General features: G+C 70.7%; 21 protein-coding genes and 1 rRNA gene. 16 read left to right on the forward strand and 6 right to left on the reverse strand.

All coding sequences use genetic code 11. The features are described 5' to 3' along the window. Together ACZ7DL_RS05635 and ACZ7DL_RS05640 are read right to left on the reverse strand one after the other, a co-directional pair. Complete coding sequence (locus tag ACZ7DL_RS05635) at nt 1–1,320, reverse strand: aspartate aminotransferase family protein (RefSeq protein ID WP_470771625.1); 1,320 nt, start codon at nt 1,318–1,320, stop codon at nt 1–3. After that, nucleotides 1,317–2,405 (reverse strand): alcohol dehydrogenase catalytic domain-containing protein, encoded by a 1,089-nt coding sequence (locus tag ACZ7DL_RS05640; protein ID WP_470771626.1) that lies wholly within the window; start codon nt 2,403–2,405, stop codon nt 1,317–1,319. The genes ACZ7DL_RS05635 and ACZ7DL_RS05640 overlap by 4 nt, the downstream gene beginning before the upstream one ends. 279 nt (nt 2,406–2,684) lie before the next feature. On the opposite strand from ACZ7DL_RS05640, the gene ACZ7DL_RS05645 reads away from it, so the two are divergent. The 13 genes from ACZ7DL_RS05645 to ACZ7DL_RS05705 all read left to right on the forward strand — a co-directional run bounded on the left by ACZ7DL_RS05645 (nt 2,685) and on the right by ACZ7DL_RS05705 (nt 15,634). Then, nucleotides 2,685–4,388 (forward strand): AMP-binding protein, encoded by a 1,704-nt coding sequence (locus tag ACZ7DL_RS05645; protein WP_470771627.1) that lies wholly within the window; start codon nt 2,685–2,687, stop codon nt 4,386–4,388. After that, nucleotides 4,385–5,383, forward strand: coding sequence for a ribonucleotide-diphosphate reductase subunit beta (locus ACZ7DL_RS05650; RefSeq protein ID WP_470771628.1), 999 nt, complete (start codon nt 4,385–4,387; stop codon nt 5,381–5,383). The genes ACZ7DL_RS05645 and ACZ7DL_RS05650 overlap by 4 nt, the downstream gene beginning before the upstream one ends. Nucleotides 5,384–5,399: 16 nt before the next feature. After that, a complete protein-coding gene (locus ACZ7DL_RS05655; RefSeq protein ID WP_470771629.1) occupies nt 5,400–5,648 on the forward strand; it encodes a phosphopantetheine-binding protein in 249 nt (82 codons plus the stop codon). 14 nt (nt 5,649–5,662) lie between these two features. Further along, complete coding sequence (locus tag ACZ7DL_RS05660; RefSeq protein ID WP_470771630.1) at nt 5,663–7,168, forward strand: SAM-dependent methyltransferase; 1,506 nt, start codon at nt 5,663–5,665, stop codon at nt 7,166–7,168. An 8-nt stretch (nt 7,169–7,176) separates the two neighbouring features. Beyond that, on the forward strand, nt 7,177–8,631 hold the full coding sequence (locus ACZ7DL_RS05665; RefSeq protein ID WP_470771631.1) for a DHA2 family efflux MFS transporter permease subunit: 1,455 nt from the start codon (nt 7,177–7,179) through the stop codon (nt 8,629–8,631). Nucleotides 8,632–8,635: 4 nt separating this feature from the next. After that, on the forward strand, nt 8,636–9,658 hold the full coding sequence (locus ACZ7DL_RS05670) for a hypothetical protein (protein ID WP_470771632.1): 1,023 nt from the start codon (nt 8,636–8,638) through the stop codon (nt 9,656–9,658). Then, entirely contained in the window at nt 9,655–10,596 is a 942-nt protein-coding gene (locus ACZ7DL_RS05675) for a diiron oxygenase (RefSeq protein ID WP_470771633.1), read from the forward strand. The genes ACZ7DL_RS05670 and ACZ7DL_RS05675 overlap by 4 nt, the downstream gene beginning before the upstream one ends. Beyond that, nucleotides 10,593–10,856 carry an acyl carrier protein gene (locus ACZ7DL_RS05680; RefSeq protein ID WP_470771635.1) on the forward strand — a complete coding sequence of 88 codons (264 nt, stop codon included), beginning with the start codon at nt 10,593–10,595 and terminating at the stop codon, nt 10,854–10,856. The genes ACZ7DL_RS05675 and ACZ7DL_RS05680 overlap by 4 nt, the downstream gene beginning before the upstream one ends. Continuing rightward, nucleotides 10,846–11,685 carry a class-II aminoacyl-tRNA synthetase family protein gene (locus tag ACZ7DL_RS05685; protein WP_470771637.1) on the forward strand — a complete coding sequence of 280 codons (840 nt, stop codon included), beginning with the start codon at nt 10,846–10,848 and terminating at the stop codon, nt 11,683–11,685. The genes ACZ7DL_RS05680 and ACZ7DL_RS05685 overlap by 11 nt, the downstream gene beginning before the upstream one ends. 73 nt (nt 11,686–11,758) lie before the next feature. Further along, the gene (locus ACZ7DL_RS05690; protein WP_470771638.1) at nt 11,759–13,159 is read left to right on the forward strand and encodes an NAD(P)/FAD-dependent oxidoreductase; all 1,401 of its coding nucleotides are present in this window, start codon (nt 11,759–11,761) and stop codon (nt 13,157–13,159) included. Nucleotides 13,160–13,170: 11 nt separating this feature from the next. Beyond that, nucleotides 13,171–13,944, forward strand: a complete 774-nt coding sequence (locus tag ACZ7DL_RS05695) for a thioesterase II family protein (RefSeq protein WP_470771640.1) — start codon at nt 13,171–13,173, stop codon at nt 13,942–13,944. Next, nucleotides 13,941–14,885, forward strand: a complete 945-nt coding sequence (locus ACZ7DL_RS05700; protein ID WP_470771641.1) for a beta-ketoacyl-ACP synthase III — start codon at nt 13,941–13,943, stop codon at nt 14,883–14,885. The genes ACZ7DL_RS05695 and ACZ7DL_RS05700 overlap by 4 nt, the downstream gene beginning before the upstream one ends. 86 nt (nt 14,886–14,971) lie before the next feature. Continuing rightward, nucleotides 14,972–15,634, forward strand: coding sequence for a 4'-phosphopantetheinyl transferase family protein (locus ACZ7DL_RS05705; protein WP_470771642.1), 663 nt, complete (start codon nt 14,972–14,974; stop codon nt 15,632–15,634). A 135-nt stretch (nt 15,635–15,769) separates the two neighbouring features. Here the strand turns inward: ACZ7DL_RS05705 and ACZ7DL_RS05710 are convergent, their stop codons facing one another. Continuing rightward, nucleotides 15,770–16,660 carry a hypothetical protein gene (locus tag ACZ7DL_RS05710; protein WP_470771643.1) on the reverse strand — a complete coding sequence of 297 codons (891 nt, stop codon included), beginning with the start codon at nt 16,658–16,660 and terminating at the stop codon, nt 15,770–15,772. A gap of 86 nt (nt 16,661–16,746) precedes the next feature. After that, on the reverse strand, nt 16,747–17,379 hold the full coding sequence (locus tag ACZ7DL_RS05715; protein WP_470771985.1) for an RNA polymerase sigma factor: 633 nt from the start codon (nt 17,377–17,379) through the stop codon (nt 16,747–16,749). A gap of 426 nt (nt 17,380–17,805) precedes the next feature. Here ACZ7DL_RS05715 and ACZ7DL_RS05720 point away from each other — a divergent pair, with 426 nt between their 5' ends. Next, on the forward strand, nt 17,806–18,300 hold the full coding sequence (locus ACZ7DL_RS05720) for a DUF1877 family protein (protein ID WP_470771644.1): 495 nt from the start codon (nt 17,806–17,808) through the stop codon (nt 18,298–18,300). 216 nt (nt 18,301–18,516) lie between these two features. Beyond that, a 5S ribosomal RNA gene (rrf, locus tag ACZ7DL_RS05725) occupies nt 18,517–18,633 on the forward strand. A gap of 62 nt (nt 18,634–18,695) precedes the next feature. Here the strand turns inward: rrf and ACZ7DL_RS05730 are convergent. Both ACZ7DL_RS05730 and ACZ7DL_RS05735 read right to left on the reverse strand, forming a co-directional pair. After that, complete coding sequence (locus ACZ7DL_RS05730) at nt 18,696–20,270, reverse strand: Eco57I restriction-modification methylase domain-containing protein (protein ID WP_470771646.1); 1,575 nt, start codon at nt 20,268–20,270, stop codon at nt 18,696–18,698. Nucleotides 20,271–20,551: 281 nt separating this feature from the next. Next, the gene (locus tag ACZ7DL_RS05735) at nt 20,552–22,156 is read right to left on the reverse strand and encodes a CocE/NonD family hydrolase (RefSeq protein WP_470771987.1); all 1,605 of its coding nucleotides are present in this window, start codon (nt 22,154–22,156) and stop codon (nt 20,552–20,554) included. Between the two features lie 180 nt (nt 22,157–22,336). Between ACZ7DL_RS05735 and ACZ7DL_RS05740 the strand changes: the two genes are divergently transcribed. Continuing rightward, nucleotides 22,337–23,053, forward strand: coding sequence for a TetR/AcrR family transcriptional regulator (locus tag ACZ7DL_RS05740; protein ID WP_470771648.1), 717 nt, complete (start codon nt 22,337–22,339; stop codon nt 23,051–23,053). Nucleotides 23,054–23,275 lie beyond the last annotated feature (222 nt).

Here is a 23,275-nt window from a genome sequence, read left to right on the forward strand (position 1 = left end):
TCAGGCGGCGGGCTTCGTCGCGCCGAGCACCGTGTCGACGACGGAGAGCGCCTCGGCGACCTCGTCGTCCGTGGCCACGATCGGCGGCAGCAGCCGCAGCGTCGTGGGGTTGCTCACGCACGGCGAGACCAGCAGGCCCTGGCGGGCCAGTCCGGTCGTGACCGGGCCGAGCAGTGACTCGGAGCGCAGTTCGAGCGCCCACAGCAGTCCGCGGCCGCGCACCTCGCTCACCAGCGCGCTGTGCCGTTCGGCGAGTTCGGTCAGCCCGCGCTCCACGGTGGCCGAGATGACCCGGCCGCGCTCGGCGTACCGGTCCACCAGGCCGAGCGTCGCCGGCACGGTGGCACAGGACAGGGGGTGGCCGCTGAAGGTGGCGGTGTGCACCGAGGGGTTCTCGGCGATCGGCTCGTAGAGGGCCTCGGTGCAGAGCATGGCCGACATCGGCATGACACCGCCGCCGAGCGCCTTGCCCAGCAGCAGGGCGTCGATGGGCAGGCCCTGGGCGAGCGCGACCGACGGTTCGCCGCAGCGCCGCAGACCGGTCTGGATCTCGTCCGCGATGACCATGGCCCCGCTGTCGCGCGCGGCCTCGCACCAGGCGGCGAGGACGTCGGCGGGCAGTGGCCGGACACCGTTCTCGCCCTGCACGGGCTCGAAGATCAGAGCTGCCACGTCTCCCCGGCGGCACTCCCGCGCCACTACATCGGCATCCGCCGGGGAGACATGGGTCGTGGGGGCCAGACTCTCGTCCAGCCCGGCCCGGAACCCGGTGTGGTGTGTCAGGGCCAACGCGCCCAGGGACTTGCCGTGGTAGGCGCCGGTCACGGCCAGCACGCGCGGCCGGCCGGTGACCAGCCTGGCCAGCTTCACCGCCGCCTCCACGGCGTCGCAGCCGTTGAGGCCGAAGTAGACGCGGTGCAGGTCGGCACCGCCCGGCAGGCCGCCGAAGAATCCGGTGAGGGTGGAGGCGGCGCGCGCGGTGACCGGGTTGCCCAGGACACGGGTGCTGATGGTCATCACGTCGAGCTGACGGCGTACCGCCTCGACGACCTCCGGCGGCCGGTGCCCGAGCAGGCCCACCGCGTAGGCGCCGAAGTCCAGCGGGGTGCGCCCGTCGGACAGTTCGACCCGGCAGCCGCTGGCGGAGGTCTCCACCGCGTTGCGGCCGAACAGCCGCAGGCTCACCGAGGTGCGCGGGGAGAAGTGCTGCTTGATCCGCGTGAAGACCTCGGCGGGTGCCACCTCCTCCGGGCCGTACGGGTCGACCCCCTCCGCGTCCGGTGCCACGGTCGCCGTCTGCTGTTCCGTCGACTGGATCATGCCGCCGCCTCCATCGTCACCACCGCGCGCCCGGGGCCCGCGAAACCTCCCGCGCGGAACACGTCCGGCAGGTCGTCCAGTTGAATGCGCGCTCCGACCAGGGAGCCCAGGTCCAGCCGGCCGGCGCGCACGTGCTCGGCCAGCAGCGGGATGTCCCGGGCCGGGTCGCTGTTGCCGTACACACAGCCGCGCAGGGTCCGGCCGGAGGTGCACAGGTCCTGGACGTTGAACTCCACGCTCTGCGACCGGCTGCCGATGCCCACGACCGTGGTGACGCCGCCGCGACGGGTGAACTTCCAGGCAAGACGCAGGGTTTCGGGCGCGCCGACGCAGTCGAGGACGTGGTCGGCGCCCATGCCGCCGGTCTCCTTCAGCACCGTGCGCAGCGCCCCGGTGCGGTCGGCGTGGAAGTGGGTGGCGCCGTGCGCCAGCGCCGACTCCTCCTTGGCGGGGTCGGTGTCGACGGCGAACACCGCGCCGGCCCCGGCCAGTCGGGCCGCCTGGAGGACGGCCTGGCCGACGCCGCCGGTGCCCAGCACCACCACGGACTCGCCGGGCCGGACCGCCGCCGTGTGCTGGACGGCCCCGTACCCGGTCAGCACCGTGCAGCCGAGCAGCGCGGCCTGCTCGGGCGGAATGCCGGCCCCGACGGGCACCACGGCCCGCGCCGGAAGCACGACCTCCTCGGCGAACGCGCCGGTGCCCAGGGCCGCCGCGAGCACCGTGCCGTCGCCGGTCCGGGCGTAGTCGGCGTTGCCCGCGGCCGAGGCGACAGTGCACAGGTACGGCTGCTGCCGCACGCAGTAGCCGCAGGTGCCGCACGCCGGCATCCAGTTCAGGACCACGGTGTCACCGACGCTCACGCCGGTCACCTCGGAACCGGCCGCGACCACCGTCCCCGCGCCCTCGTGTCCGAGCACGGCCGGCAGCCGGTGCGGAATCGTGCCATTGGCGATCGAAAGATCCGAACGGCACACACCGGCCGCGGAAATGCGTACCCTTACCTGATCCGGGGCAGGATCAGGAATGCTGATATCGGTGATCTCGCATTCGCCGTCCGGTGTCCTGACGACCGCGGCTTTCATGTGATTCCCCACCCCTGTCTGCCTTTCCGGCGCTAGCGAACAACCAGCCTGAGCAGCGATGTTCTCCTTGTCAATGTGTATGAGCAACTTCGATCCCGTCATGAGAAAACATGGTTGTGGTCGCTCGGAGGGCTACTGCCGCGTAACGTCTGGAATCCGTTTCGAACGCCGCAAGCACGGCCAGCAAGAGAACGGACAACCGGTTCAGTGAGCGACGTATCCGCAGCAGAGAATTTCCGTCTTCTGTCCTGGCTGCAATCACCGAGCACGGAAAAGGGATTGCATGTTGCCGAGCCGGGCGGCGGCTGGTCCTACACGCCCTACTCCGACCTGGCCGAAGAGGTACGCCACTTCGCGGCGACACTGCGCGCGACCGATGCCGCGCCGGGCGCCGTGGTCACGCTCCTCGCCACCGAGGTCAAGAGCTTCGTCGTGGCGTTCATGGGCACCCTGGCCGCCGGCCTGACCCCGTCCCCGGTCGCTCCGCCCCGTTCGTACCGGACGACCGAGCGCTACCGCGCCCACCTCGCCCGGATCATCGACGCGGCCCGCCCGTCCATCGTGGTCACGCAGGAGGACACGCACGCCGCCGCCGAGACCGTCTGCCAGGAGATCGGCGCCAAGGCCGTCCTGGTTCCGGCGCCCACGGCCGACGCGCCGCAGCGGCTCGCCGAACCCGGCCCGGCGCCCGTCGAGCGCGCCGCCGAGGACCTGGCGCTGCTCCAGTTCACCTCCGGATCGAGCGGCAACCCCAAGGGCGTCCGGGTCAGCTGGGGCGCGCTCACCGCCAACGTCAGCGCCATCCGCAGCTGGCTGCGCATGGTCCCGGAGGACATTTTCGCCAGCTGGCTCCCGCTCTTCCACGACATGGGCCTGGTCGGCGCCATGATCATGCCGGTGACCAGCGGCATCGACCTGTGGCTGATGACCCCGGAGCAGTTCATCCGCTCGCCCGAGCGCTGGCTCGACTGCTTCGGCCGGCACGGCGCCACCGTGACCACCGCCCCCAGCTTCGGCTACTCCTACTGCGCCCGCCGCGTGAAGCCGGCCCAGCTCGAGGGCACCGACTTCTCCGCCTGGCGCGTGGCCATCCTCGGTGCCGAGCGCATCGACCCGCAGGGCGTCGCCGACTTCACCACGCTGGTCAAGCCGCACGGCTTCGACGACCGCTCGCTGATCGGCGCCTACGGCCTGGCCGAATCCACGCTCGCGGTCACCGGCGTGAACCCGGGCGACGGCTCGCCGCTGCTGCGGATATCCAACGCCGCGTCCGAGTTCGGCACCCCGGTCGAGGCGGCCGAGCAGGGCGTGCTCGGCCGGGACCGGGTAGCGGCCAACTGGCTGGTCGGCTGCGGCCGTCCGGTCGGCGACCTGCACGTGGAGATCGTGGACGACGACGGAAACCCGCTTCCCGAGGGCCACTTCGGCCAGATCTCGGTGACCGGCTCCTCCCTGGCCGACGGCTACCTGCTCAGCGACGGGCAGCTCACCACGTTCGACCCGGCCGGACTGCACACCGGCGACGGCGGCTTCCTCTGGGAGGGCCAGCTCTATGTGATCGGCCGGGTCGCCGACTCTCTCAAGGTCCGCGGCGCCGCGCTGTTCGCCGAGGACCTGGAGGCCGAACTCGCGCGCCTGGACGGCCTGGACGGCGGCCGCCTGGTGACGCTGCTGGGCAGCGTCGACGGCACCGATCACGCGGTCCTGCTGGTGGAAGCGTCGTCCGCGGACGACTGGCTGGAGCCGGCGGTCAACACGCTGCGCGCCGCGACCGGCCCGGAGATCAGCCTGACCGTCCTGCTCGGCCGCCGCGGGGCGATCGAACGCACCTCCAGCGGCAAGCCGCGCCGCCGCGTCCTGTGGCAGCGCCTGCTGCGCGGCGACGCCACCGGCTGGACGCCGGTGCACGGGACGCCGCCGAGCACGTCAACGGCCGACGCGCCGCACGCAGATGCCAGGACCGGTAAGGGAGACGCAGCATGACCGTGACAGCCGAGCACATAGTCGACATCCTCGAGGAGGAGTCGTACACCGCGGAGCCCGCCCGGGCCGGCCGCCTGCCCACCCCCCGGCGGCTCTACGACCGCTGGGAGAAGCAGCAGTGGGCCATCGCGGACGTCAAGGTGGAGCGCGACCGCGAGAAGTGGGAGACCATGCGGCCCTACGCCCGCGGTCAGCTCTTCGAGGCGCTGGCCGAGCTGGAGGTCGGTGAGGTCTGCGTCTCCCGCACGCTGAGCGGACTGGTGACGCACGCGCCCTCCGACGAGGACCGCATCTACCTGAGCACCCAGGTCGCGGACGAGGCCCGGCACGTCCAGTTCTTCCAGGACTACCTGCACTTCGCCGTCGGCGAGGAGCAGACCATCACCGAGGCCGAGCAGCAGGACTCCGAGTCGGCCTACGGCCAGTTCTTCGAGCCCCGGCTGCGCGCCAGCATCGACAAGGTCTACGACCTCGGCGGCGACCGCCTCGCCTGGTGCACCGCCGTCATCGAGTACCACCTCGTCACCGAGGGCGTGCTCGCCGCGGCCGCGCTGCACAGCACCCGCCAGCTGGCCCGCCGCTTCGAACTCGCCGCCCTCGAAGAGGGCCTCGGGAACGTGGCCCGCGACGAGTCGCGCCACCTGACCTACGGGCTCGCCGCCATCCGCCGCTTCGTCGACGAGGGCCACGCCGAGGCCGTCTACGACGTGTACCTCGACGGCATCCGCCTCGCCGCCAAGGTGCTGGTGAACCCGACCCACAAGGCCGTCGCCCCCGCGCTGCGGGCGGCCCTGGTCCAGCGCGCCGCCCTGGTGCGCGGCCAGTGGAACGCCTCCAAGGACCGCGCGCTGCGCCAGCTGCGCCTCATCGGCCTCCCCGACCGGCACGACGCCATCGCCGTCGCCTGGGAAGAGGCCATCGACCGAGCCATGGACGAATACGCCAACAACTGGGGTGTCAAGCACCCCGTTGCCCTCGTTGCCGAAACCGCTTAAGGAGCTGGAGAACACCATGACTAACGATGTGGCAAGCCGCGTCCGTCAGCTGGTCGGAGAGATGGTCCCCGCAGGTGCCCGGGAGGTGAGCTCCACCGACCGTCTGATCGAGGACCTCGGCTACAACTCGGTCACCATGATCGAGCTCGCCCTGGTGCTGGAGGTCGAGTTCGACCTCCAGGACATCGCCGGCGGCGACACCGTCGACCTGGTGACCGTTGGCGACATCGAGAACGCCATCGCCACGCTGGCCACCACGGCCTGAGGGGCGATCACACTATGACGACGCCACCCCCCTACGAGGCGGAACTGGCCGACCAGCACGTCCTGACCGCGCAGCAGGCCGACGAGCTGCTGCGCGGAGCGACGTGGAGCCGGTTCGCCGTCCTCGGTGACTCCATGGCCGAGGGCATCATGGAGGCCACCTCCGGCTACGAGAACGCCCCCTGGGCCGAGCGGGTCCACGCGGCGCTCAAGCGGGCCAACCCCGAGCTGGAGTTCCTCAACACCGGCTGGCGCGGAGTCGTCTCCGCCCAGGTGCGTGCTGACCAGCTGCCCAAGGCCCTCGATTTCAAGCCCGACCTCGCGGGCGTCATCTGCGGCGGCAACGACTTCCTCGCCCCGGAGTTCGACGTCACCGTCTACCAGGACAACCTGGAGGCCATCGTCGCCCCCCTGGCGGAGGCGGGCACGACGGTCTTCCTGTACAGCCTGATCGACATCACCCGGGCGATCCCCGAGCTGACCAAGATGCGCCCGCGGATGGAGCAGCTCAACGCCGCCACCCAGGCCGTCGCCGAGAAGTACGGCGCCATCTGGGTGCCGTGCTGGGAGCACCCCGCCGCCCGCGACCGCAACGCCTACAGCTCCGACATGCTGCACATGTCGGCACGCGGCCACGCGATCATCGCCTCCGAGACGCTCGCCGCGCTCGGCCGGCACCTCGGCAACGAGGCCGCCCTGCCCGAGAACTGGGGCGAGGCCGCGGCGGAGCCCGAGGCGCTCGGCGACGAGTCGGCCATCTCCGGCGTGTACGACTACCTCCTCGGCGGCAAGGACCACTCCGAGGACGAGCGGAAGGTCGCCGAGCGCGCCCTGGCCTCCGTGCCCGGCATCAAGGTGCTGGTCTGGGAGGACCGCAAGTTCATCAAGCGGCTGGTCCGGTTCTACGCCCGCCAGGGCATCACCCAGATCCTGGACATCGGCGCCGGCATCCCGTCCCGGGGCCGCGTGCACGAGCTCGCCCACGCGATCAACCCGGACATCAAGGTCGTCTACGCCGACATCAACGACGTCGCCATCGCGCGGTACCAGGAGATGCTCGAGGACGTCCCGAACGCCTGGGTGGTCAAGGCCGACCTGACCAAGCCGGAGGAGCTGCTCGCCACTCCCGAGGTGCAGCAGCTGGACTTCACCAAGCCGATCGCCATGATGTTCCTCGGCGTGCTGCACTTCATCCCGTCGGACGTGCTGCTGCCCGCGATGCGTGTCTACCGCGACGCGCTCGCCCCCGGCAGCATGATCGGCGTCAGCCACGGCGCCGGTTCGGACGCCAGCGCCGGCGAGGCCTACGAGGTCTACGCCCGCGCCTTCGGCTTCGCGACCATGCGCAACGAGCAGGAGCTCACCGAGCTGTTCGGTGACTTCGAGCTCGTCGAGCCGGGCGTGGTGAAGCTGCCGGAGTGGCGGCCGGACCCGTCCCCGTTCAGCAGCCGCTACGCCCACCTCCTCGGCCCCGTGCACTACCTCGGCGGCGTGGCGGTCAAGCCCGCTCAGGCTGAATAGGGAGAGTCATGACTACCTCAGCGGCGGGCACCGCCCGGCCGGTGAACCCCGGGGCGATCCTGCTGATCGCCTCGGGTGCGACCTTCGTCGCATTTCTCGACACGACCGTCGTCAACGTCGGGTTCAACGAGATCCAGAGCAGCTTCCCCAGTGAGTCGATCGCCAACATGACCTGGTTGGTGACGGCGTACGGGGTGTTCTTCGCGGCGCTGCTCACGATGGCGGGACGGCTCGCCGACGTCATCGGGCGCCGGAAGCTGTTCCTGCTGTCGGTGGGGATGTTCACGGTGTCCTCCGCCCTCGCGGCGGCGGCGCCGAACTTCGCGACCCTGATCGCCGCGCGTGCCATCCAGGGCACGGCGGCGGCGGGCATGATCCCCGCGGCGCTCGGGCTCATCCTGTTCAACACGCCCGCCGAGCGGCGTGCCGCCGCGATCGGCACCTGGGGCGCCGCGGGCTCACTGGCCGCGGCGGTCGCCCCGTCGCTCGGTGCCGGGCTGATCGAGGCGACGGGCTGGCGCGCGATCTTCGCGATCAACATCCCGTTCGGCATCCTCATGCTGGTCGGAACGGTGCGTTCGGTGAACGCGGACGAGCCGTCCGGCCGTCCGCTGCCGGACCCGCTGGGCACGGCTGCCTTCACCGTGGGCATCGCGTCCGTCGTCCTCGGCCTGTCCGAGGGCGAGACCTGGGGCTGGGACAGCGGCCGTATCCTCGCCCTGCTGATCGGCGGCGGTGTGCTCACCGTGTTCGCGATCGCCAGCTCGGCCAGAGCCGGCGAGAACCGCAAGCGCCCGCCCGCTCTGGAGCTGGACCTGTACCGCAACTCGCGGTACGCCCTGTCCGGCCTCGGCTCGGCGTTCCTCGGCGCCTCGCTGTACACCTGGCTGCTGTCCGGCCCGATCTTCCTGGCGGCGTTCTGGCACTACGACGTCCTGGAGGTCGGTCTCGCGGTCACCCCGGGTGCCCTCACCTCGGCGATCAGCTCCATCGTGGTCGGCCGCAAGGTCAAGCCGCAGCACCAGGGCATGGCCGTGCTCATCGGCGCCCTGATCTTCGCCGCCGTGTGTGCGGCCATGGCGTTCACGCTGGGCACCGAGCCGGAGTTCGTCAAGATCTGGCTGTGGGTCTCCATCTTCGGTGGCCTCGGTGTCGGCGCCGCGCTGACCGGTCTGACCGCGCTGTCGGCGGCGGCCGTACCGCCGCTGCGGTTCTCCTCCGGCACGGCCCTGACGATGACCGCGCGCCAGCTCGGCGGCTCCATCGGCGTCGCGGCCATGGCCATCCTGCTGAGCATCCACCGCGACGACCCGCTGGACCCGATGCTGACGGTCTTCGGCTTCTGTGCCGCGACCGCGGTCGTGGCGGCGCTGACCGGACTGGCGGTGCACTTCGCGCCCAAGCCGGCGGCCGCCGTCCAGGGACAGCCGACCCAGGCCACGGCCGCCGCCAAGGAGCAGTGATCGCATGACGGCAACCACGGCGACCGCCCAGCGCTGGCTCGCCGCGCTGGAGGGGCTGTACCAGGTGCCCGACGACTTCCGCGTCGGCTACTTCGACCGGGCGGGCGCCGTGGACCTGCTGCGCTGCGGCGAGGACGTCTTCGACGAACTCGTCGCGGCCGGCCTGCGGCACACCGGCGAGCCGGGCGAGGAACGCTACGACAGGTACGACCTGTTCAACCTGGCGCTCGCCTCCGGCTCGAAGGCCTCCGTGCCCGAGAAGGCCATCGGCTACGCGCTGCGCTGGATGAACCAGGGCCCCGCGTCCTGGACGTCCCCCCTGGAGTGGACCTTCTCGGTCAGCATGGAATGCCCGCACGACGAGTGCGGCGCGGATCCGTCCTTCAGCCACGCCCGCATGCTGCCCGACCTCGTCGGCGGCGAGCTGCTGTCCTGGAGCGTCGAACCGGACGGCGTCCGTGACGTCGACGGCCGGCTGACCCTGGACGGGCCGGGGCCGATGAGCTTCTCCGCGCAGCTCGCCACCCGCGGCCGGGTGTCCGAACTGAAGTCGCCCGCGCTGCGCCGCATCGTGGACGACTTCCTCGCCGCCGGATACCGCTGGGTGCGGGTGCCCGAACGGCTCCAGTGGGACCACAAGCGGATGCTGACGGCCGGAGTCGCCCCGTGCATCTCGGCCAGCCTGTTCCTGGCCGACGAGTTCGAGAAGGCCGGCTACAAGGCATTCGCCCGGCGCGGCTGGCTGCTCGGCATCCTCGACCTCGCCCACTCCTGGGTCGAGGTGGAGGACGACGACGGCGTCGTCAAGCCCGTCGACCCGATCGCCGGGTGGCTCTCCGAGTACGCCGACCGACCGGATCCGGAGTTCGCGAAGGCGGCCATCGGCTCCTGGCTCAACCGTCAGCTCCCCGCCGCGCTCGCGGCCGACGGGCTGATGGCCACCCACCGTTGCGGGCACCGGGACAGCGAACCCAAGCGCGCGACGATCATCCGCAGAACCAGCTCAACCCAGAAAGGAGCGGTATGACCCAGGCAACGGCGGACACCGCCGCGCGCGCCGCCGGCTATCTGGCCGAGCTGCCGGACATCCTCGGCAGTGACCAGCGTTTCATCGACATCCTGGGCCGGCTCACCGCGATGTCGGAGCGGGACTACTACGACCCGTACAAGCTCTTCCAGTGGCCGGAGTCGATCAACGAGGACGGGTACTGGATGAGCCCCGAGCTCATGACCGTCCACGGCACCGAGGTCGGGGCCAAGCTGGACGACGCCCAGCTGCGCGCCCTGAGCAAGTGGGAGTCCGTCAACTTCTACAGCCTCAACGTGCACGGCATCCGCGAGCTGCTGACCTCGATCGTGGCCCGCATCCACATGCCCGGCTACGAGGTGGCGTCGGAGTACTTCCACCACATCATCGGCGAAGAGAACGACCACATGTGGTTCTTCGCCAAGTTCTGCCTCAACTACGCGGGCCGGCTCTACCCCGACCGCGGCATGGTGTTCGCCGCGCCGGGCGTTCCGGAGGCCGACACCTTCCTGCTCTTCGCCCGCCTGCTGATCTTCGAGGAGCTCGTCGACGTCTTCAACCAGAAGATGGGTGACGACGAGCGGCTCGACCCCACCATCCGGCAGATCAACAAGGTCCACCACCAGGACGAGTCCCGGCACATCGCCTTCGGACGGCAGATCGTCGCCCTGCTCCACCGGGACCTGCGCGAGCGCCTCGACAGCGGTCAGCTCGCCGACCTGGAGGCCTACGTCAAGCGGTACATGCGCGCCTCCGTCGAAAAGCTGTGCAACCCGTCGGCGTTCCGTGACGCGGGCCTGCCGGAGCCGTACGCGCTGCGCCGGTCCGTGGTCGCCGACCCCGCCTTCGACGACTTCGTGCACCGCACCCTCAAGCGTTCCCTCACCTTCATGACCAGCGAAAACATATTCTCCAACGGAAGGATCCCCCCGCTATGACGACCGAATCGGCCGCGGCCGCTCCGGGTGGGACCGGCGACCTGGTGCTCGACTTCCTGCTGGCGCGCCGGCCGGAACTCGGAACCATCGACCCGGACTACGACCTGATCGACAACCGGGTGCTCGACTCACTGGGCTTCGTCAACTTCCTCTACGTCCTGGAGGAGCAGACCGGCCGCGAGATCACCCTCGACACCGTGTCGCCCGAGGACTTTCGGACGCTGCGACGGATCCGGGAGAGGTTCTTCGATGCCGACTGAGCCGGCCGCCCGCCCGGCCGGGGGTCTCGCCACCCTCGGCCCGGCCGACCTGGCACTGCGCGAGACCCTCGACGCCGTCTTCAGCGGCTGGGGGGTCTCGGGCGGCGCGGACAAGATGTCCTTCCCGCCCCTGCTGAACACCGACGACCTGGCCAAGTTCGACTACTGGACGAACTTCCCGCACCTGGGTCTGGTGGCCACCGGTGCCCGCCCGGAGCGCGCCGAGGACCTGTCCAAGGGGCCGTACGAGGAGATCGCCACCGACCTGCTCGCCCCGGCCCGCTTCGCGCTGCCGTCCGCGACCTGCTACGCCATCTATCTGCACCTGGCGGGCAGCAGGCTTCAGACCCCGGCGCGCATCACCGCGGTCGGCACCTGCTTCCGGCGCGAGGACCACTACGACGGCCTGCGCCGCCTGATGGGCTTCTCCATGCGGGAGATCGTCTGCATCGGCGACCGTGACTCCGTACTGGAGCACCTCACCAGCTACAAGGACCGGCTGCGCACGTTCGCCGAGCGCCTCGACCTGCCGCTGAGCTTCGAGCCGGCGACCGACCCCTTCTTCCAGAAGGACGCGGCCCGCACCCTCATGCAGCAGCTCTTCCCGGTCAAGGAGGAGTTCATCTACGGCGACGGCCTCGCGATCGGGTCCTCCAACTTCCACCGGAACTTCTTCGGCGAGCGCTGCGACATCCAACTGCCCGACGGCAGCCCGGCCTTCACCGGCTGTTTCGCCTTCGGCCTGGAGCGCTGGCTGCACGCCCTGCACGACCGCTTCGGCGACGCCCCCGATCTGCCCGAGCGGATCCGGGCCGCAGCCGACTGGTGACCTCCTCGGCGCCGCCCGGCGGCGCCGCACCGCAATCACGGCCGCACGGCAACCACAAGGAAAGGCCCGAAACATGTCTGAAGCTCCTCCGTCCCGGACGCGGGTGCTGGTCATCGGCGGCGGCCCCGGCGGCTCCACCGCCGCCACCCTGCTCGCCCAGCAGGGCGTCGAGGTGACGCTGCTGGAGAGCGCGGTCTTCCCGCGCTACCACATCGGGGAATCCATCCTCCCGTCCGTACTGCCGGTCCTGGACCTGCTCGGCATCCGCGAGAAGGTGGAGGAGTACGGATTCGTCCGCAAGGACGGTGCCTACTTCGAGTGGGGCCCGGAGAACTGGGACCTGAACTTCGACCACCTCAGCGGCGCCAACCGGCACAGCTACCAGGTGATCCGGTCCGAGTTCGACCAACTGCTGCTGGAGAACGCCAAGGACAAGGGTGTCCAGGTCTTCGAGGGCACCAAGGTCAAGGAGATCTTCTTCGACGGCGAGCGTCCGGTCGGCGCGCAGTGGGCCACGGACGACGCGGAAGGCCGTATCGACTTCGACTTCCTCGTCGACGCCTCCGGCCGGGCCGGCGTGATGGCGACCAAGTACCTCAAGAACCGCCGCTACCACGAGGCGTTCAAGAACGTCGCCACCTGGGCGTACTGGAAGGACATCAAGCCGCTGGAGGTGGGCCCGAAGGGCGCCATCGCCGTCTGCTCGGTGCCCTACGGCTGGTGGTGGGCGATCCCGCTGCACGACGGGACCTACTCGGTCGGCCTGGTCGCCAAGCGCTCGACGTTCAACGAGGAGCGCGAGCGGCTCGGCGGCATCCAGGAGGTCTACGAGGACGCGATGACGCAGGCCCCGCGGATCGCCGAGATGACCAAGGGCGCCACCCGGCTCACCGACTTCAAGACCGAGCAGGACTACTCCTACATCTCGGAGCGCAAGTGCGGCCCCGGGTACGTCATGGTCGGCGACGCGGCCGCGTTCCTCGACCCGCTGCTGTCCACCGGTGTCCACCTGTCCACGTTCTCCGCGCTGCTCGGCGCCGCCGCGATCTCCGCGATCATCGACGGCGAGCTGTCCGAGGACGAGGCCATGAACTTCTACGAGAAGGCCTACCACCAGGCCTACGAGCGCCTTCTCGTCGTCGTCTCGTTCTTCTACAAGAGCTACAACCGCCAGTCGCAGTTCTTCGAGGCGAACAAGCTCACCCGCCGCGAGCGGCACATGCTGCACCTGTACGAGTCCTTCCTGCACATCGTCACGGGCATGGAGGACATCGAGGACTCCACCAGCGGCGAGGAAGCCCTCGAGGAGGTCCAGGAGAACCTGGCCACCCAGCAGAAGATGACCGCCGGGCACAACGAGGCCCTGAACTCGATGCCCACCGACGCGCGCAGCGCCGTGGGCGGCCTCTACCTGGAGCTCGAGCCGAGGCTGCGGATCCGCCGGTCCACCGACGTGGCCAACACGGCCCAGTAGGAGCCCGGCCGGTGAACGGAACGACGGCCGCGGCCGACCGGCCCGCGCTGCGGCTGTTCCTCTTCCACCACGCCGGGGGGTCGGCCGCCCTGTACGACGGCTGGGCGGAACGCCTTCCCGCGGACTGGGACATCGTGCGCTGCGATGCCCCGGGCCGCGGGGGCAAGCTCCGGGTGCCGCCGCGGGACGACGTCGAGGCACTGGTCGCCCACTTCCACGAGGAGCTGGCGCCGGTGACGGACGTGCCGTTCGCCTTCTTCGGGCACAGCATGGGCGCGTTCGTCGCCTATGAACTGGCCCTCCGGCTGGAGCGGGCCGGCGAGCCGGCGCCGTTCTGGCTCGGGCTGTCCGCGTGCGCCGCGCCGCGCCCCGGCCACGTGCCCGAGGCCCGGTCCCGCTACACCGCCGAGCAGCTTCAGGACTGGCTGGTCACGGCGGGCGGGACGGACCCGGACGTGGCCCGGCATCCGCTGGTGTGGCGGATGCTCGAGCCGGCGCTCCGCGGCGACCTGCGGGTGATCGAGTCCTGGCGGCCGGCGGCCGGCCGGCCTGCGCTGGACGCCGCGCTGACGGTGTTCGGCGGCACCGGCGATGTGCTGGTGGCGCCGCGGGAGCTGGCGGACTGGCAGCGGCACAGCGGTACCTTCACCGGCTTCCACCTGCACGACGGGGGCCACTTCTACCTCAGGCAACGGCCGGCGCAGGTGATCGGCCAGATCGTACGGGAGATCGACAGGTGCCGCGGGGCCGTGGCACCTGCGTACAGCGAGAAAGGTGCATCATGACCGCCTCCCGGATCATCGCGACCGGTTTCCACCAGCCGCCGAAGCTGCTGACCAACGAGGAGCTGGAGACCATGGTCGACACCTCCGTCGACTGGATCCGCAGCCGGGTCGGCATCGAGACGCGCCACATCATCGAGAACGAGACCGTGCCCGACCTGGCGGTGACCGCCGCCGGCAAGGCACTGGCGTCCGCGGGCACCGGCCCCGACGGCATCGACCTCGTGGTGGCGGCGACCTCGACCGTGCCCGACCGCAGCCCCAACCTCGCCAACCGGGTGGCCCGTGAACTGGGCCTCGGCAACCGGCCGGCCGCGCTGGAGGTCAGCACGGCCTGTTCCGGCTTCAACCACGCCCTTGCCGTGGCCGACCAGGCGATCCGCACCCACCGGGCGCGCCGCGCGCTGGTGGTGGCCGCCGACGCCATGTCCCAGATCGCCGACTGGACCGACCGCAGCATCTGCGTCCTGGTCGGGGACGGTGCCGGAGCGGTGGTGCTTGAGGCCTGCCCCGACGAGGAGTGGGGCGTCGGGCCGGTGCACTGGGGCTCGGTGCCGGAGAAGTCGGGGGCCGTGCTCATCGAGGGCGCTCCGCTGCGCTTCAGCCAGGAGGGCCAGGCCGTCTACCGCTGGGCCACGACCCAGCTGGCCGAGTGCGCCCGGGAGACGTGCGCCGTGGCCGGCGTGGAGCTCGACCGGATCGCGGGCTTCGTGCCGCACCAGGCGAACCTGCGCATCGTCGAGCCGCTGGCCCGGCAACTCGGCTTCACCGACAGGGTGGTGAGCCGTGACGTGGTGGAGTCGGGCAACACCGGGGCGGCGAGCGTGGCCCTGGGCTTCGCCAAGCTCCTCGACCGGGGCGAGCTGAACAGCGGCGACTTCGCGCTCCTGTTCGGCTTCGGCGGCGGACTGGCGTACGCCGGCCAGGTCGTCCGCTGCCCGTGAGCGGCCGGCACCGGCGCTGAGACGACGCGGACGGCGCTGAGACGACGCGGACGACGCGGACGACGAGAACGACGAGGACGACGAGGTTGATCGACCGGCTGCTCCCCGCCCCGGTGGCGGCGCACGAATGCTTCGGCGACATCGGCGACGTCCGGTTGTTCCCCGCCGAGCAGGCGCTGGTCGAGACGTCGTCCGAGGGCCGCCGCCGGGAGTTCGGCACGGTACGCCATCTCGCCCGGGCGGCCATGCGCGACCTCGGCTGCCCGGAGGCCCCCGTCCTGCCCGGCCCGCGACGCGAACCCCTGTGGCCGGCAGGGCTGGTCGGGACGATGACCCACTGCGCGGGATACCGGGCCGCCGCGCTGGCCCGCCGCACCGAGGTGGCGGGCCTCGGCCTGGACGCCGAGCCCAACGAGCCTCTGGCCCCCGGCGTCCTGGACGTCATCGGCCTCCCCCCGGAGCGGGAGCAACTGCCCGGCCTGCACGCCGCGCACCCCGCCGTCCACTGGGACCGCCTGCTGTTCTGCGTCAAGGAGGCGGTGTACAAGACCTGGTACCCGCTGGCCGGCACCTGGCTGGGCTTCGAGGACGCCCTGGTCACCTTCGACCCCGCGACCCCCACGTTCACCGTCGCACTCCAGCTCCCCGGCCCCCTCCTGGGCCCGACCCGCCTCCAGACCCTCCACGGTCACTGGCAGCTGGAACGCGCCGTACTGACCGCGGCCATCACGGTCCCCCCGCCCGACTGAACCACCGGGCCGCGGATCTTCGCCCCAGACCGGCGATCTCCCGTCTTTCCCCGCGCCGGATGTGCCCGACCCGTTCCGGCCTCCGGCCGCCCGAGCACCTGGGCACCCATCGGGCGCGGCGCGGGGCTACGGGAGTTACGGGTGCTTCCCGCCGCCGCCCGCCTGGCCGTCCCCGCCGCCCGCCTGGCCGTCCCCGCCGCTCGCCCCGTCCCCGCCGCTTCCCTGGCCGTCCCCGCCGCTTCCCTGGCCGTTGCCGTCCGCGTCGTGCGTGCTGCCGGGGTTCGCGCCGGACGTGCCGGTTCCGCCGTTGACCGGTGCGCCGGTGTTCGCCGCCGTGCCGTTGCCGGAATCCGCGGCGGGCTTGCCGGGCCGGCCCGTGCCGCCCGGTTTGCCCGGCGTGTCCGTCGTCCGCGTCAGCTGCGCGGAGCAGTACCCGGCGACCTTGTCCTTGCCGCCTGCGGCCGCCACGAGCCGCTGCCAGGCCGTCGCGTCGAGTGCCTTGCCGCGGTTGTCGGTCTGCTCGTAGGCCCGGCACTGCGCCTCGGTGTCCTGGGCGGAGGAGGGGCGGTCCGTCGGTCCGTGGCGGTCGGAGGGCGCCGACGAGGTCGTACCGCCGGGCCGGTCCGCCGAAGGGCTCGCGGTCTGCCGGCCGGTACCGGCATCGTCCGTCGAGGAGCCGACGGAGCCGATGGCCGCGACGGCGACACCGCCGAGGGTGAGGCTGGCGAACACCACGCCGAACGTCATCCGCACCGGACGCCGGACCCGCCGTTCCCCGGACGTGCGCCAGTCGTCCCGGCGCCGGGTGCGCGGCAGGCGTGCGCCCGCGCCGTGGGCGGCGGCCCGGAAGGCCGCCAGGGCCCGCTGCTCGGCCTCGGGGTCGAGGCGGTCCGCGCGTATCGCGGCGGCCAGCGCCGTCTCCAGCGTGACCGCGTCCTGCGCGTCCCGGGGGCCGGACAAGGGGCCGTCAGGGTGCCCATGGCGGTGACGGACCGGAATTCCGTCGCCGCTCAGTCGTTCACCCATGTTCGCTTCCGTTCCTGTCCGACCGCTTTGCTTCGTTCGAGGTGGGGGGCCTGGCGCTGTCTGGCCGTTCCTGTCGCCCTCGTCGTTCACTTCGACTTCCCCAGCGTTCCGGAAGCCTCATCCGTCACACCCTCGTCCGCCTCGCTGCCGACGCCCAGCTGGCGGGCGAGGCGTTTCAGGCCGCGGTGGGCGGCTGTGCGTACCGCTCCCGGGCGCTTGCCGAGGACGCGTGCGGCGGCGGGGCCGTCCAGGCCTACGACGACCCGCAGCAACACGGCCTCGGCCTGGTCGGGGGGCAGTCCGCGGACCAGTTCCAGGGCCTGCTCGGTGGAGAGGGACTCCAGGGCCTGGTCATGGGTGTTGTGCGGGGCGGGCAGGTGCAGGAGGTCCTGTTCGGTCCCGCCGGCCCGGGGCCGGACGCGCTGGCGGCGCAGATGGTCCAGCGCCCGGTGCCGGGCGATGGTCGCGGTCCAGCCGCGGAACCCGGCGCCGTCCCCCTTGAAGCGTCCGAGGTCACGGGCTATCTCCAGCCAGGCGTCGGAGGCCACGTCCTCCGCGTCCTCGCCGACCAGCCCGTGCAGATAGCCGAGCAGGCCGGGCTGCACGATCCGGTAGGCCACCGAGAAAGCGGCCTCGTCACCGTCCTGGGCCCGCCTGACCGCAGCGCCCAATTCCCCGTCGCGCGCCTGCACGCGCCGGGGTTGCCGTACCTGGCCCAAGACCGTCCTCGTTTGTACCGGGTTCATAGGGAGTCCATGTCGTCCGCCGTGCTCCGGTCGCAGCGACGGCCCTGTGATGAACAGCGTCGGCCGTCACAGAAGTGTCACAACGCATCAGCGGTCCTTCATGCAGCCCCCGGTGATCCGGCCGCGGAAGCGGGCGAAACCGGGTGCGTCTCTGCGGGTGTCCGGCCGGTGCGGCCCCGCCTCGGTGACGTTTCCCGCCGGTCGTGCGCTGGCTGAGTACCGGGGTCGGTGACCGGACGGGTGCGAACGCCCGCCGGAGACTGGCACCGCCACACCCCTCCGCGCCGCCGCCCACTCCCCCCGTGAGCGGCGCGGAGCGGGCAGCGCGGCCGGAAACCCGTCCACTGCACGGGTTTCCGGCCGCGTAATGCTTCACCGCCGCCGTGCGCTCCTTCTGGCATGAGCGCCTACCTTCGGCTGCGAGCGGTGCCGCCCCCGGCACTGCGGAACAGCGCGACCTGGCTGGAACGACAGTTCGAGGACAACGGAGAGGCCGCCCGGTACCGGGGTGGTCCGCACCGCGAGGAGGTGCTGGACGAGCGGTATCCGGACCAGGCGCGGATCTACGCCGGCACCTTCCCCCACCGGGCCGAGGACCGGCCCCAGACCCAGGTGGTGCTGGGCGGCCGGCCGCTGCTGCGCCCCGGCCGGGACAGGCCGCAGCTGCGGGTGCTGACGGCGGCCCAGACCCGCCGGGTGGCCGGATTCCTGGCTGCAGCGGACTTCGACGCGCTGTGGGTCTTCGCCCGCGACGCACTGCTGCCGCGCTACGGCGGCGTGACCGCGGAGCCCGAGACCTGGGGCGCCTTCGCCGCGGTGCACCAGGAACTGAGGGCGTTCTACGCGCGGACGGCCGAGAGCGGTGACGCGGTGGTGAAGTGGCTGCCGGCCTGATCCGTTCGACGGCGTGGGGCTCCCTGTACGGTGACGTCCTCACCCCACAGCTCCCGGTGCTCGACGTACCCGGCCGGCGACCATCTCCAGGGGATGGCCCGCACTGCTGTGGCAGCGGACGGAGCGGTACGGCAGCCTCTCGCGGCGAGGTCGCGCTCTTGTTCCCCTGTATACTCATCACATAAAGGCGTGGGCCTCAGGGTTTGCGCCAAGTTTTTCGGTGACCATAGCGGTGGGGAAACGCCCGGCAACATTCCGAACCCGGAAGCTAAGCCGACCAGCGCCGATGGTACTGCGAGGGGGACCTCGTGGGAGAGTAGGTCGTCGCCGATCTCTTATTGAGGGCCGCTTCGCTTCGCGAGGCGGCCCTCGCTTTTCCTGGAACCGGTGTGCTGCTACGCCTCGCCGAGTGACGCCTCGCCGAGTGCGCTGGGCTCGGCCGGCTCCAGGTGGCGTTCGACCAGGTCGTCGAGCTTCTCCTGATCGGGCCATCCGCCTTCTATCCACTCGCGGCCGATGGCCCGGAGCTGCTCCCTGCTGGGGTAGCGGAGATTCCTCAGGTCGGTGGCGTTGACCTGGGTGTGGCCACTGAAGCGTCGAACGAATCGGTCCAGCAGCGTGGAGTTCAGCCAGAGACACAGCCCCCGTGCGACGTCCTTCGGGAGTCCTTCGCCGGCGTGGTGGAAGACGTTCACGTGGTTCTCGAAGCCGATACGGCTGCACGGCGTCACCTCGGGATCGAACACCACCGCAACCACGCGACGCTTCTCCTCCTTGGAGGACAAGCGCTTCACCACGACGTAATACCCGGCAGGGAAGGTCATCTTCTCGGTCTCGCCGTTGAGCATGATGGCGTTGTTCTTTTTGGCACCGGGAACAGGCCAGGAGATTCCGCCGTCCCGCATGTGAAGCGGATAGATGAGCGGAACCGCTCCTGCTTCCGGATTCGGCCTGAGATTTTCCTTGGAGCGGAAGTCCACCACACGGCCTGTCGAGACCTGGCAGTCGATCTCCTGGAGGGTGGCGGCCAGGTTCGCGTGCGCGGCGGCGAGTTGGGCGTCTTCCTCGTCCGCGCTGATGTGGATGAAATGCTCGCTGTCTTCCGGCTGCACCATCTCCCGGTATTCCACCGTACGGCTCCGGATGTCTCCACCGTAGCTGTGACTGGAAGAAATGATCACCTTGCCCCTGTTCGGTGAATCGGTGCGCGTTGCCGAGAAGATCACGTTCTCCTGGAGGACGTCCGTGTCGGCGAACACTTTGTTTCTCGCCTCGAAGACGTGCACGCGATCGATATGCACCCGATCCAGCAAGTACTTTCGGAAGGGCCGGAAGTACGGGCCGTTCGCGAAGCTGCGCGGGGTGATGGCAACGAGCTGGCCGCCGGGGGCGAGGAGATGAACCCCGAGGGCCATGAACGCCGAGTACAGATTCGAGGTCTCCGTGCAGGTTTCCGCAACTGCCCTCCGCTCCCGCGAGGTGGCGGCCAGCTTCTTGTACGGCGGGTTCATGACCACGACGTCGAACGGTCCACGGTCCTCACCGAACAAGTCCTGGCCCTGGGTCGCCCAGCTGATGAAATCCTCTTTCACCAGAGTCGCCTCAAGATGCCCACCAGCAGCACGGACCGTACGCGCGCAGTCCTCCAGCGTCGCGGACAGAGTGGCATGGAGTCGCGGGTCGTTCTCGCAGGCCGTGACGCTGACGCGGGCGCCGGGCCGCTCTCGGAGAATCCGCGAGACGAAGGAGGCCGTCAGCGAGCCGGCCCCGGCCCCGGGGTCCAGCACACGGATCGGCTCCTCACCCTCCAGCCGAGCAAGCGAGGCGATGAAATCAGCAGCGGGAGCCGGAGTGAAATACTGGCCGCGCTTCGCGCGCTCCTTCGGATCGAGAGCCGAAGACGACTCCTGCCTCCGCGCTTCCGTCCGGGCCACAAGATCCGCCGCCGCTGCCGTTGCCTCTGCTGCCATGGGGCACAGCGTAGCCAGCCGGCCGCGCGGCTGATGACCCTGTGGAAAACGCAGCGGGTGATCTCCACGTGCCGCTTACCCGCACGTCGAGCGCTTATCTTCCTTTTCCATTCCCCGACGTCATCGCCTTGGCCGCGCCGCGGATCACCACGGTGAGGACCGACGACCGTGCGGCCTCGCGCTGCCCGGCTCGAGCGCGCGGCTGCAGCTTCCGGCGGCGTGGAGGAGCGAGCCGGGCCGCACGGCCCGGCTCGTCGGCCGTTCCCCGGAGGGCTGGGGAATCACCCGGGCCCAGGGCTGCGGGGGAGCGTCAATGCCGAGTTCGTGTGGAGTGTGATGCGCACCGGTGCGAAGGCGGTGGCCTCCACCGACGAGTCACCGGTGCCGGGGTTGCGGGCGTAGCGCGGATGGGCGCCTCCGCTGATCTGCCAGCGTATGCGGTGCCCGACGGCGAAGCGATGGGCGGTGGAGCTCATCGGCACGGTGACCTGCGAGGGCGCAGCTCCAGTTGTCCGAAGTCGGCTCAGCCCGTCACAGACGTTGATGGAGCGGCCTTGTGCGTCCACGTCGCACAAGCGGGTGAAGACGTCGGCGTGCCCGGTGTCTGTGGAGATGCTCAGCCGTGCGGAGACCGGGCCCAGGATGTCCACGGGCTCGGTCAGTGGTGGGCTGGTGAACGTCAGGACGTCGTCTCGGGCTTCCAGGGTGTTGTTGTCGCGTGGGCCGGCGGTGCGGGAGAGCAGCGGGCCACCGAGGGACGGGGTGGGGTCGGCCGGGTCGTAGAGGAACGTCGTCAGTGGCGCGGAGTCCGTGGGGGTCTGCTGGATGAGATGCCCGCCCGGAGCCGGGTACCACGAGGTGGCCGTGGGGGCCGGCGGCCAGTCGGCGAGGTCCCGCCAGGCGTTCTCGCCGCCGATGTGCACGCGCACCGCGGTGGGGCGCAGGCCGGAGGGATCGGCGTACAGGTGGGCGCGCAGCCAGGCGAGGCTTTCGGCGAACACCTCGGGCCATCCCTGCTGCAGGGCGGAGGTGTGGGTCCAGGGACCGACGAGCAGGGCGGTCTCGCATCCTGCCTGACGCAGCCGGTCGTACTGCTCGAAGGTCTGGTCGACCAGTGCGTCGTGCCATCCGGTGATCAGAGCTGTGGGCACGCGGAGCCGCTCCGCCGACTCCGCCAACGACGCGCCTCGCCAGTAGGCGTCCTTGGCATCCGGGTGTGTCATCACGTCGTCCAGCCAAGGCACTTCGCCCCCGAGGGCGGACACGTACGCACCACGCAGGGGCTGCGCGGTGGTGACGGCGCGCAGGTGACGCTGGAGGCGCAGCGTCGCCTTCAGGAACGGTGCCATGCCCTGGTGCTGATAGGTCATGCCCGCGCCGACGGCGAGGGCGTTCTCCAGGCGCAGCGCACCGTCCGTGTGGAAGAGGGCGTAGGGATCGTGCAGTCCTACTTGCACCACCATTGCCTTGAGTTCTGGCGGCGGGTCCAGAGCGAGGGCCCATTGCACGTAGCCCAGGTAACTGGGGCCTACGGTCCCCAGTGTTCCGCTGAACCAGGGTTGTTCGCGCAGCCAGGACACGGTGGCCTGGCCATCGGCGGCCTCGTTGCGCCACAGGTCGAACGCGCCTGTCGAACCGCCGGTGCCGCGGCAGCTCTGCAGGACCACGTGAAAGCCCTGTTCGGCGAAGAGCAGACCGTACTGGGGAGACCATGGCAGGCCGCGGCCATAAGGGGAGCGGACCAGGAGGGTCGGGAAGTCACCATCCGTACGCGGAAAGTAATGGTCCGTGATCAGCAGGCTTCCGTCGGCGGCCGGCACCCTCAGCCCCGGTTCCCATCCGACCTCGTGCCGTTTCGCCGGCAGGCCTCGCCAGGTCGCCCTCATCAACCGCGAGGACAGTGGCGGCTTCCCGGTAGGTGGCACCCATGCCGGTCCGGTCACGGCGTCGGGCGTGCGACGTGGCATCGTTCCCCTCCTTGATTTCGTACGGTGTACGAGAATAGAGGATGCTTGGATGACCTTCGCAAGAGCCGCCTCAGGAATCAGGGGAAGGAGCACGAGACCGTGTCCCGTGACGGAGGGTCCGGCGCCGCGGGCGTCGACCCCGAACAGCTCTGGCTGCGCCCCACCGAGCCCCGCAGGGGCCGCAGGCCTTCCTTCAGCCGGGAGGCGATCACCGTGGCGGCCGTCACCCTGGCGGACGCCGAAGGACTCGAAGCGGTCACCATGCGGCGGGTGGCCGCCCAGGTCGGAGCCGGCGTCATGTCGCTCTACAGCTACGCCCCCGACAAGGAGACACTGCTTGAACTGATGGTCGATCACGTCAGCGGCGAACTGACGGTCACCGACCCGCCCAGTGGCGACTGGCGGGCCGATCTGAAGACCATTGCCCACCTGCAGCGCGCCCACATGCTTCGCCACCCCTGGCTGCCCGCCGCCTTGTCCACCCGTCGCGTACCGGGCCCCAACACGCTGGCCTTCCTGGAACACGCGCTCGCCGTCCTGCGGCCCACCGGACTGGACGGTGCGGCGAAACTGGAGGTCTTCGCCCAGCTCACCGCATTCGTGGCCGGACACGTCGCCCACGAGATCGCGCAGGCAGCAGCCTCACGATCCCCGGACCGGGCCGCAGCCGAAGCCCGCTACCTCGCCGCTGTCGCCGCCGACGGCTGCCACCCCGAACTCGCCGAAGCCCTTTCCGCCCCCGGACGCACCCTCACCCCTGAAGCCACCTTCATCCGGTTCCTCAACCGCTTGATCGACGGACTCGACACCGACTGATCCCACGGCTTTGTACCTGAGGCCGTCGAAGCGAGTGCCAAAACGGCCCGGACCATGATCGGTCCGGGCCGTTTTCCCTGGTGCCCGGCAGGTTTCGAACCTGCGACACCCGCTTTGGGAGTGGGATCGAATCCTTGCCGGGGGGTGCTCATTCGTGCCAACTGGTGCTGTTCTTGCAGGTCAGCAGCACCTCGGCGTGATCGGCGGACCGGACTGTGGTGG

The organism is Streptomyces sp. NPDC036984, assembly GCF_055607665.1.

Coding starts and splice junctions, on each gene's coding strand:
- ACZ7DL_RS05690 (WP_470771638.1), top strand. CDS start 11,759: ATGTCTGAAGCTCCTCCGTCCCGGACGCGGGTGCTGGTCATCGGCGGC.
- ACZ7DL_RS05670 (WP_470771632.1), top strand. CDS start 8,636: ATGACGGCAACCACGGCGACCGCCCAGCGCTGGCTCGCCGCGCTGGAG.
- ACZ7DL_RS05700 (WP_470771641.1), top strand. CDS start 13,941: ATGACCGCCTCCCGGATCATCGCGACCGGTTTCCACCAGCCGCCGAAG.
- ACZ7DL_RS05665 (WP_470771631.1), top strand. CDS start 7,177: ATGACTACCTCAGCGGCGGGCACCGCCCGGCCGGTGAACCCCGGGGCG.
- ACZ7DL_RS05735 (WP_470771987.1), bottom strand. CDS start 22,156: ATGAGGGCGACCTGGCGAGGCCTGCCGGCGAAACGGCACGAGGTCGGA.
- ACZ7DL_RS05660 (WP_470771630.1), top strand. CDS start 5,663: ATGACGACGCCACCCCCCTACGAGGCGGAACTGGCCGACCAGCACGTC.
- ACZ7DL_RS05635 (WP_470771625.1), bottom strand. CDS start 1,320: ATGATCCAGTCGACGGAACAGCAGACGGCGACCGTGGCACCGGACGCG.
- ACZ7DL_RS05640 (WP_470771626.1), bottom strand. CDS start 2,405: ATGAAAGCCGCGGTCGTCAGGACACCGGACGGCGAATGCGAGATCACC.
- ACZ7DL_RS05680 (WP_470771635.1), top strand. CDS start 10,593: ATGACGACCGAATCGGCCGCGGCCGCTCCGGGTGGGACCGGCGACCTG.
- ACZ7DL_RS05720 (WP_470771644.1), top strand. CDS start 17,806: ATGAGCGCCTACCTTCGGCTGCGAGCGGTGCCGCCCCCGGCACTGCGG.
- ACZ7DL_RS05650 (WP_470771628.1), top strand. CDS start 4,385: ATGACCGTGACAGCCGAGCACATAGTCGACATCCTCGAGGAGGAGTCG.
- ACZ7DL_RS05675 (WP_470771633.1), top strand. CDS start 9,655: ATGACCCAGGCAACGGCGGACACCGCCGCGCGCGCCGCCGGCTATCTG.
- ACZ7DL_RS05655 (WP_470771629.1), top strand. CDS start 5,400: ATGACTAACGATGTGGCAAGCCGCGTCCGTCAGCTGGTCGGAGAGATG.
- ACZ7DL_RS05710 (WP_470771643.1), bottom strand. CDS start 16,660: ATGGGTGAACGACTGAGCGGCGACGGAATTCCGGTCCGTCACCGCCAT.
- ACZ7DL_RS05685 (WP_470771637.1), top strand. CDS start 10,846: ATGCCGACTGAGCCGGCCGCCCGCCCGGCCGGGGGTCTCGCCACCCTC.
- ACZ7DL_RS05730 (WP_470771646.1), bottom strand. CDS start 20,270: ATGGCAGCAGAGGCAACGGCAGCGGCGGCGGATCTTGTGGCCCGGACG.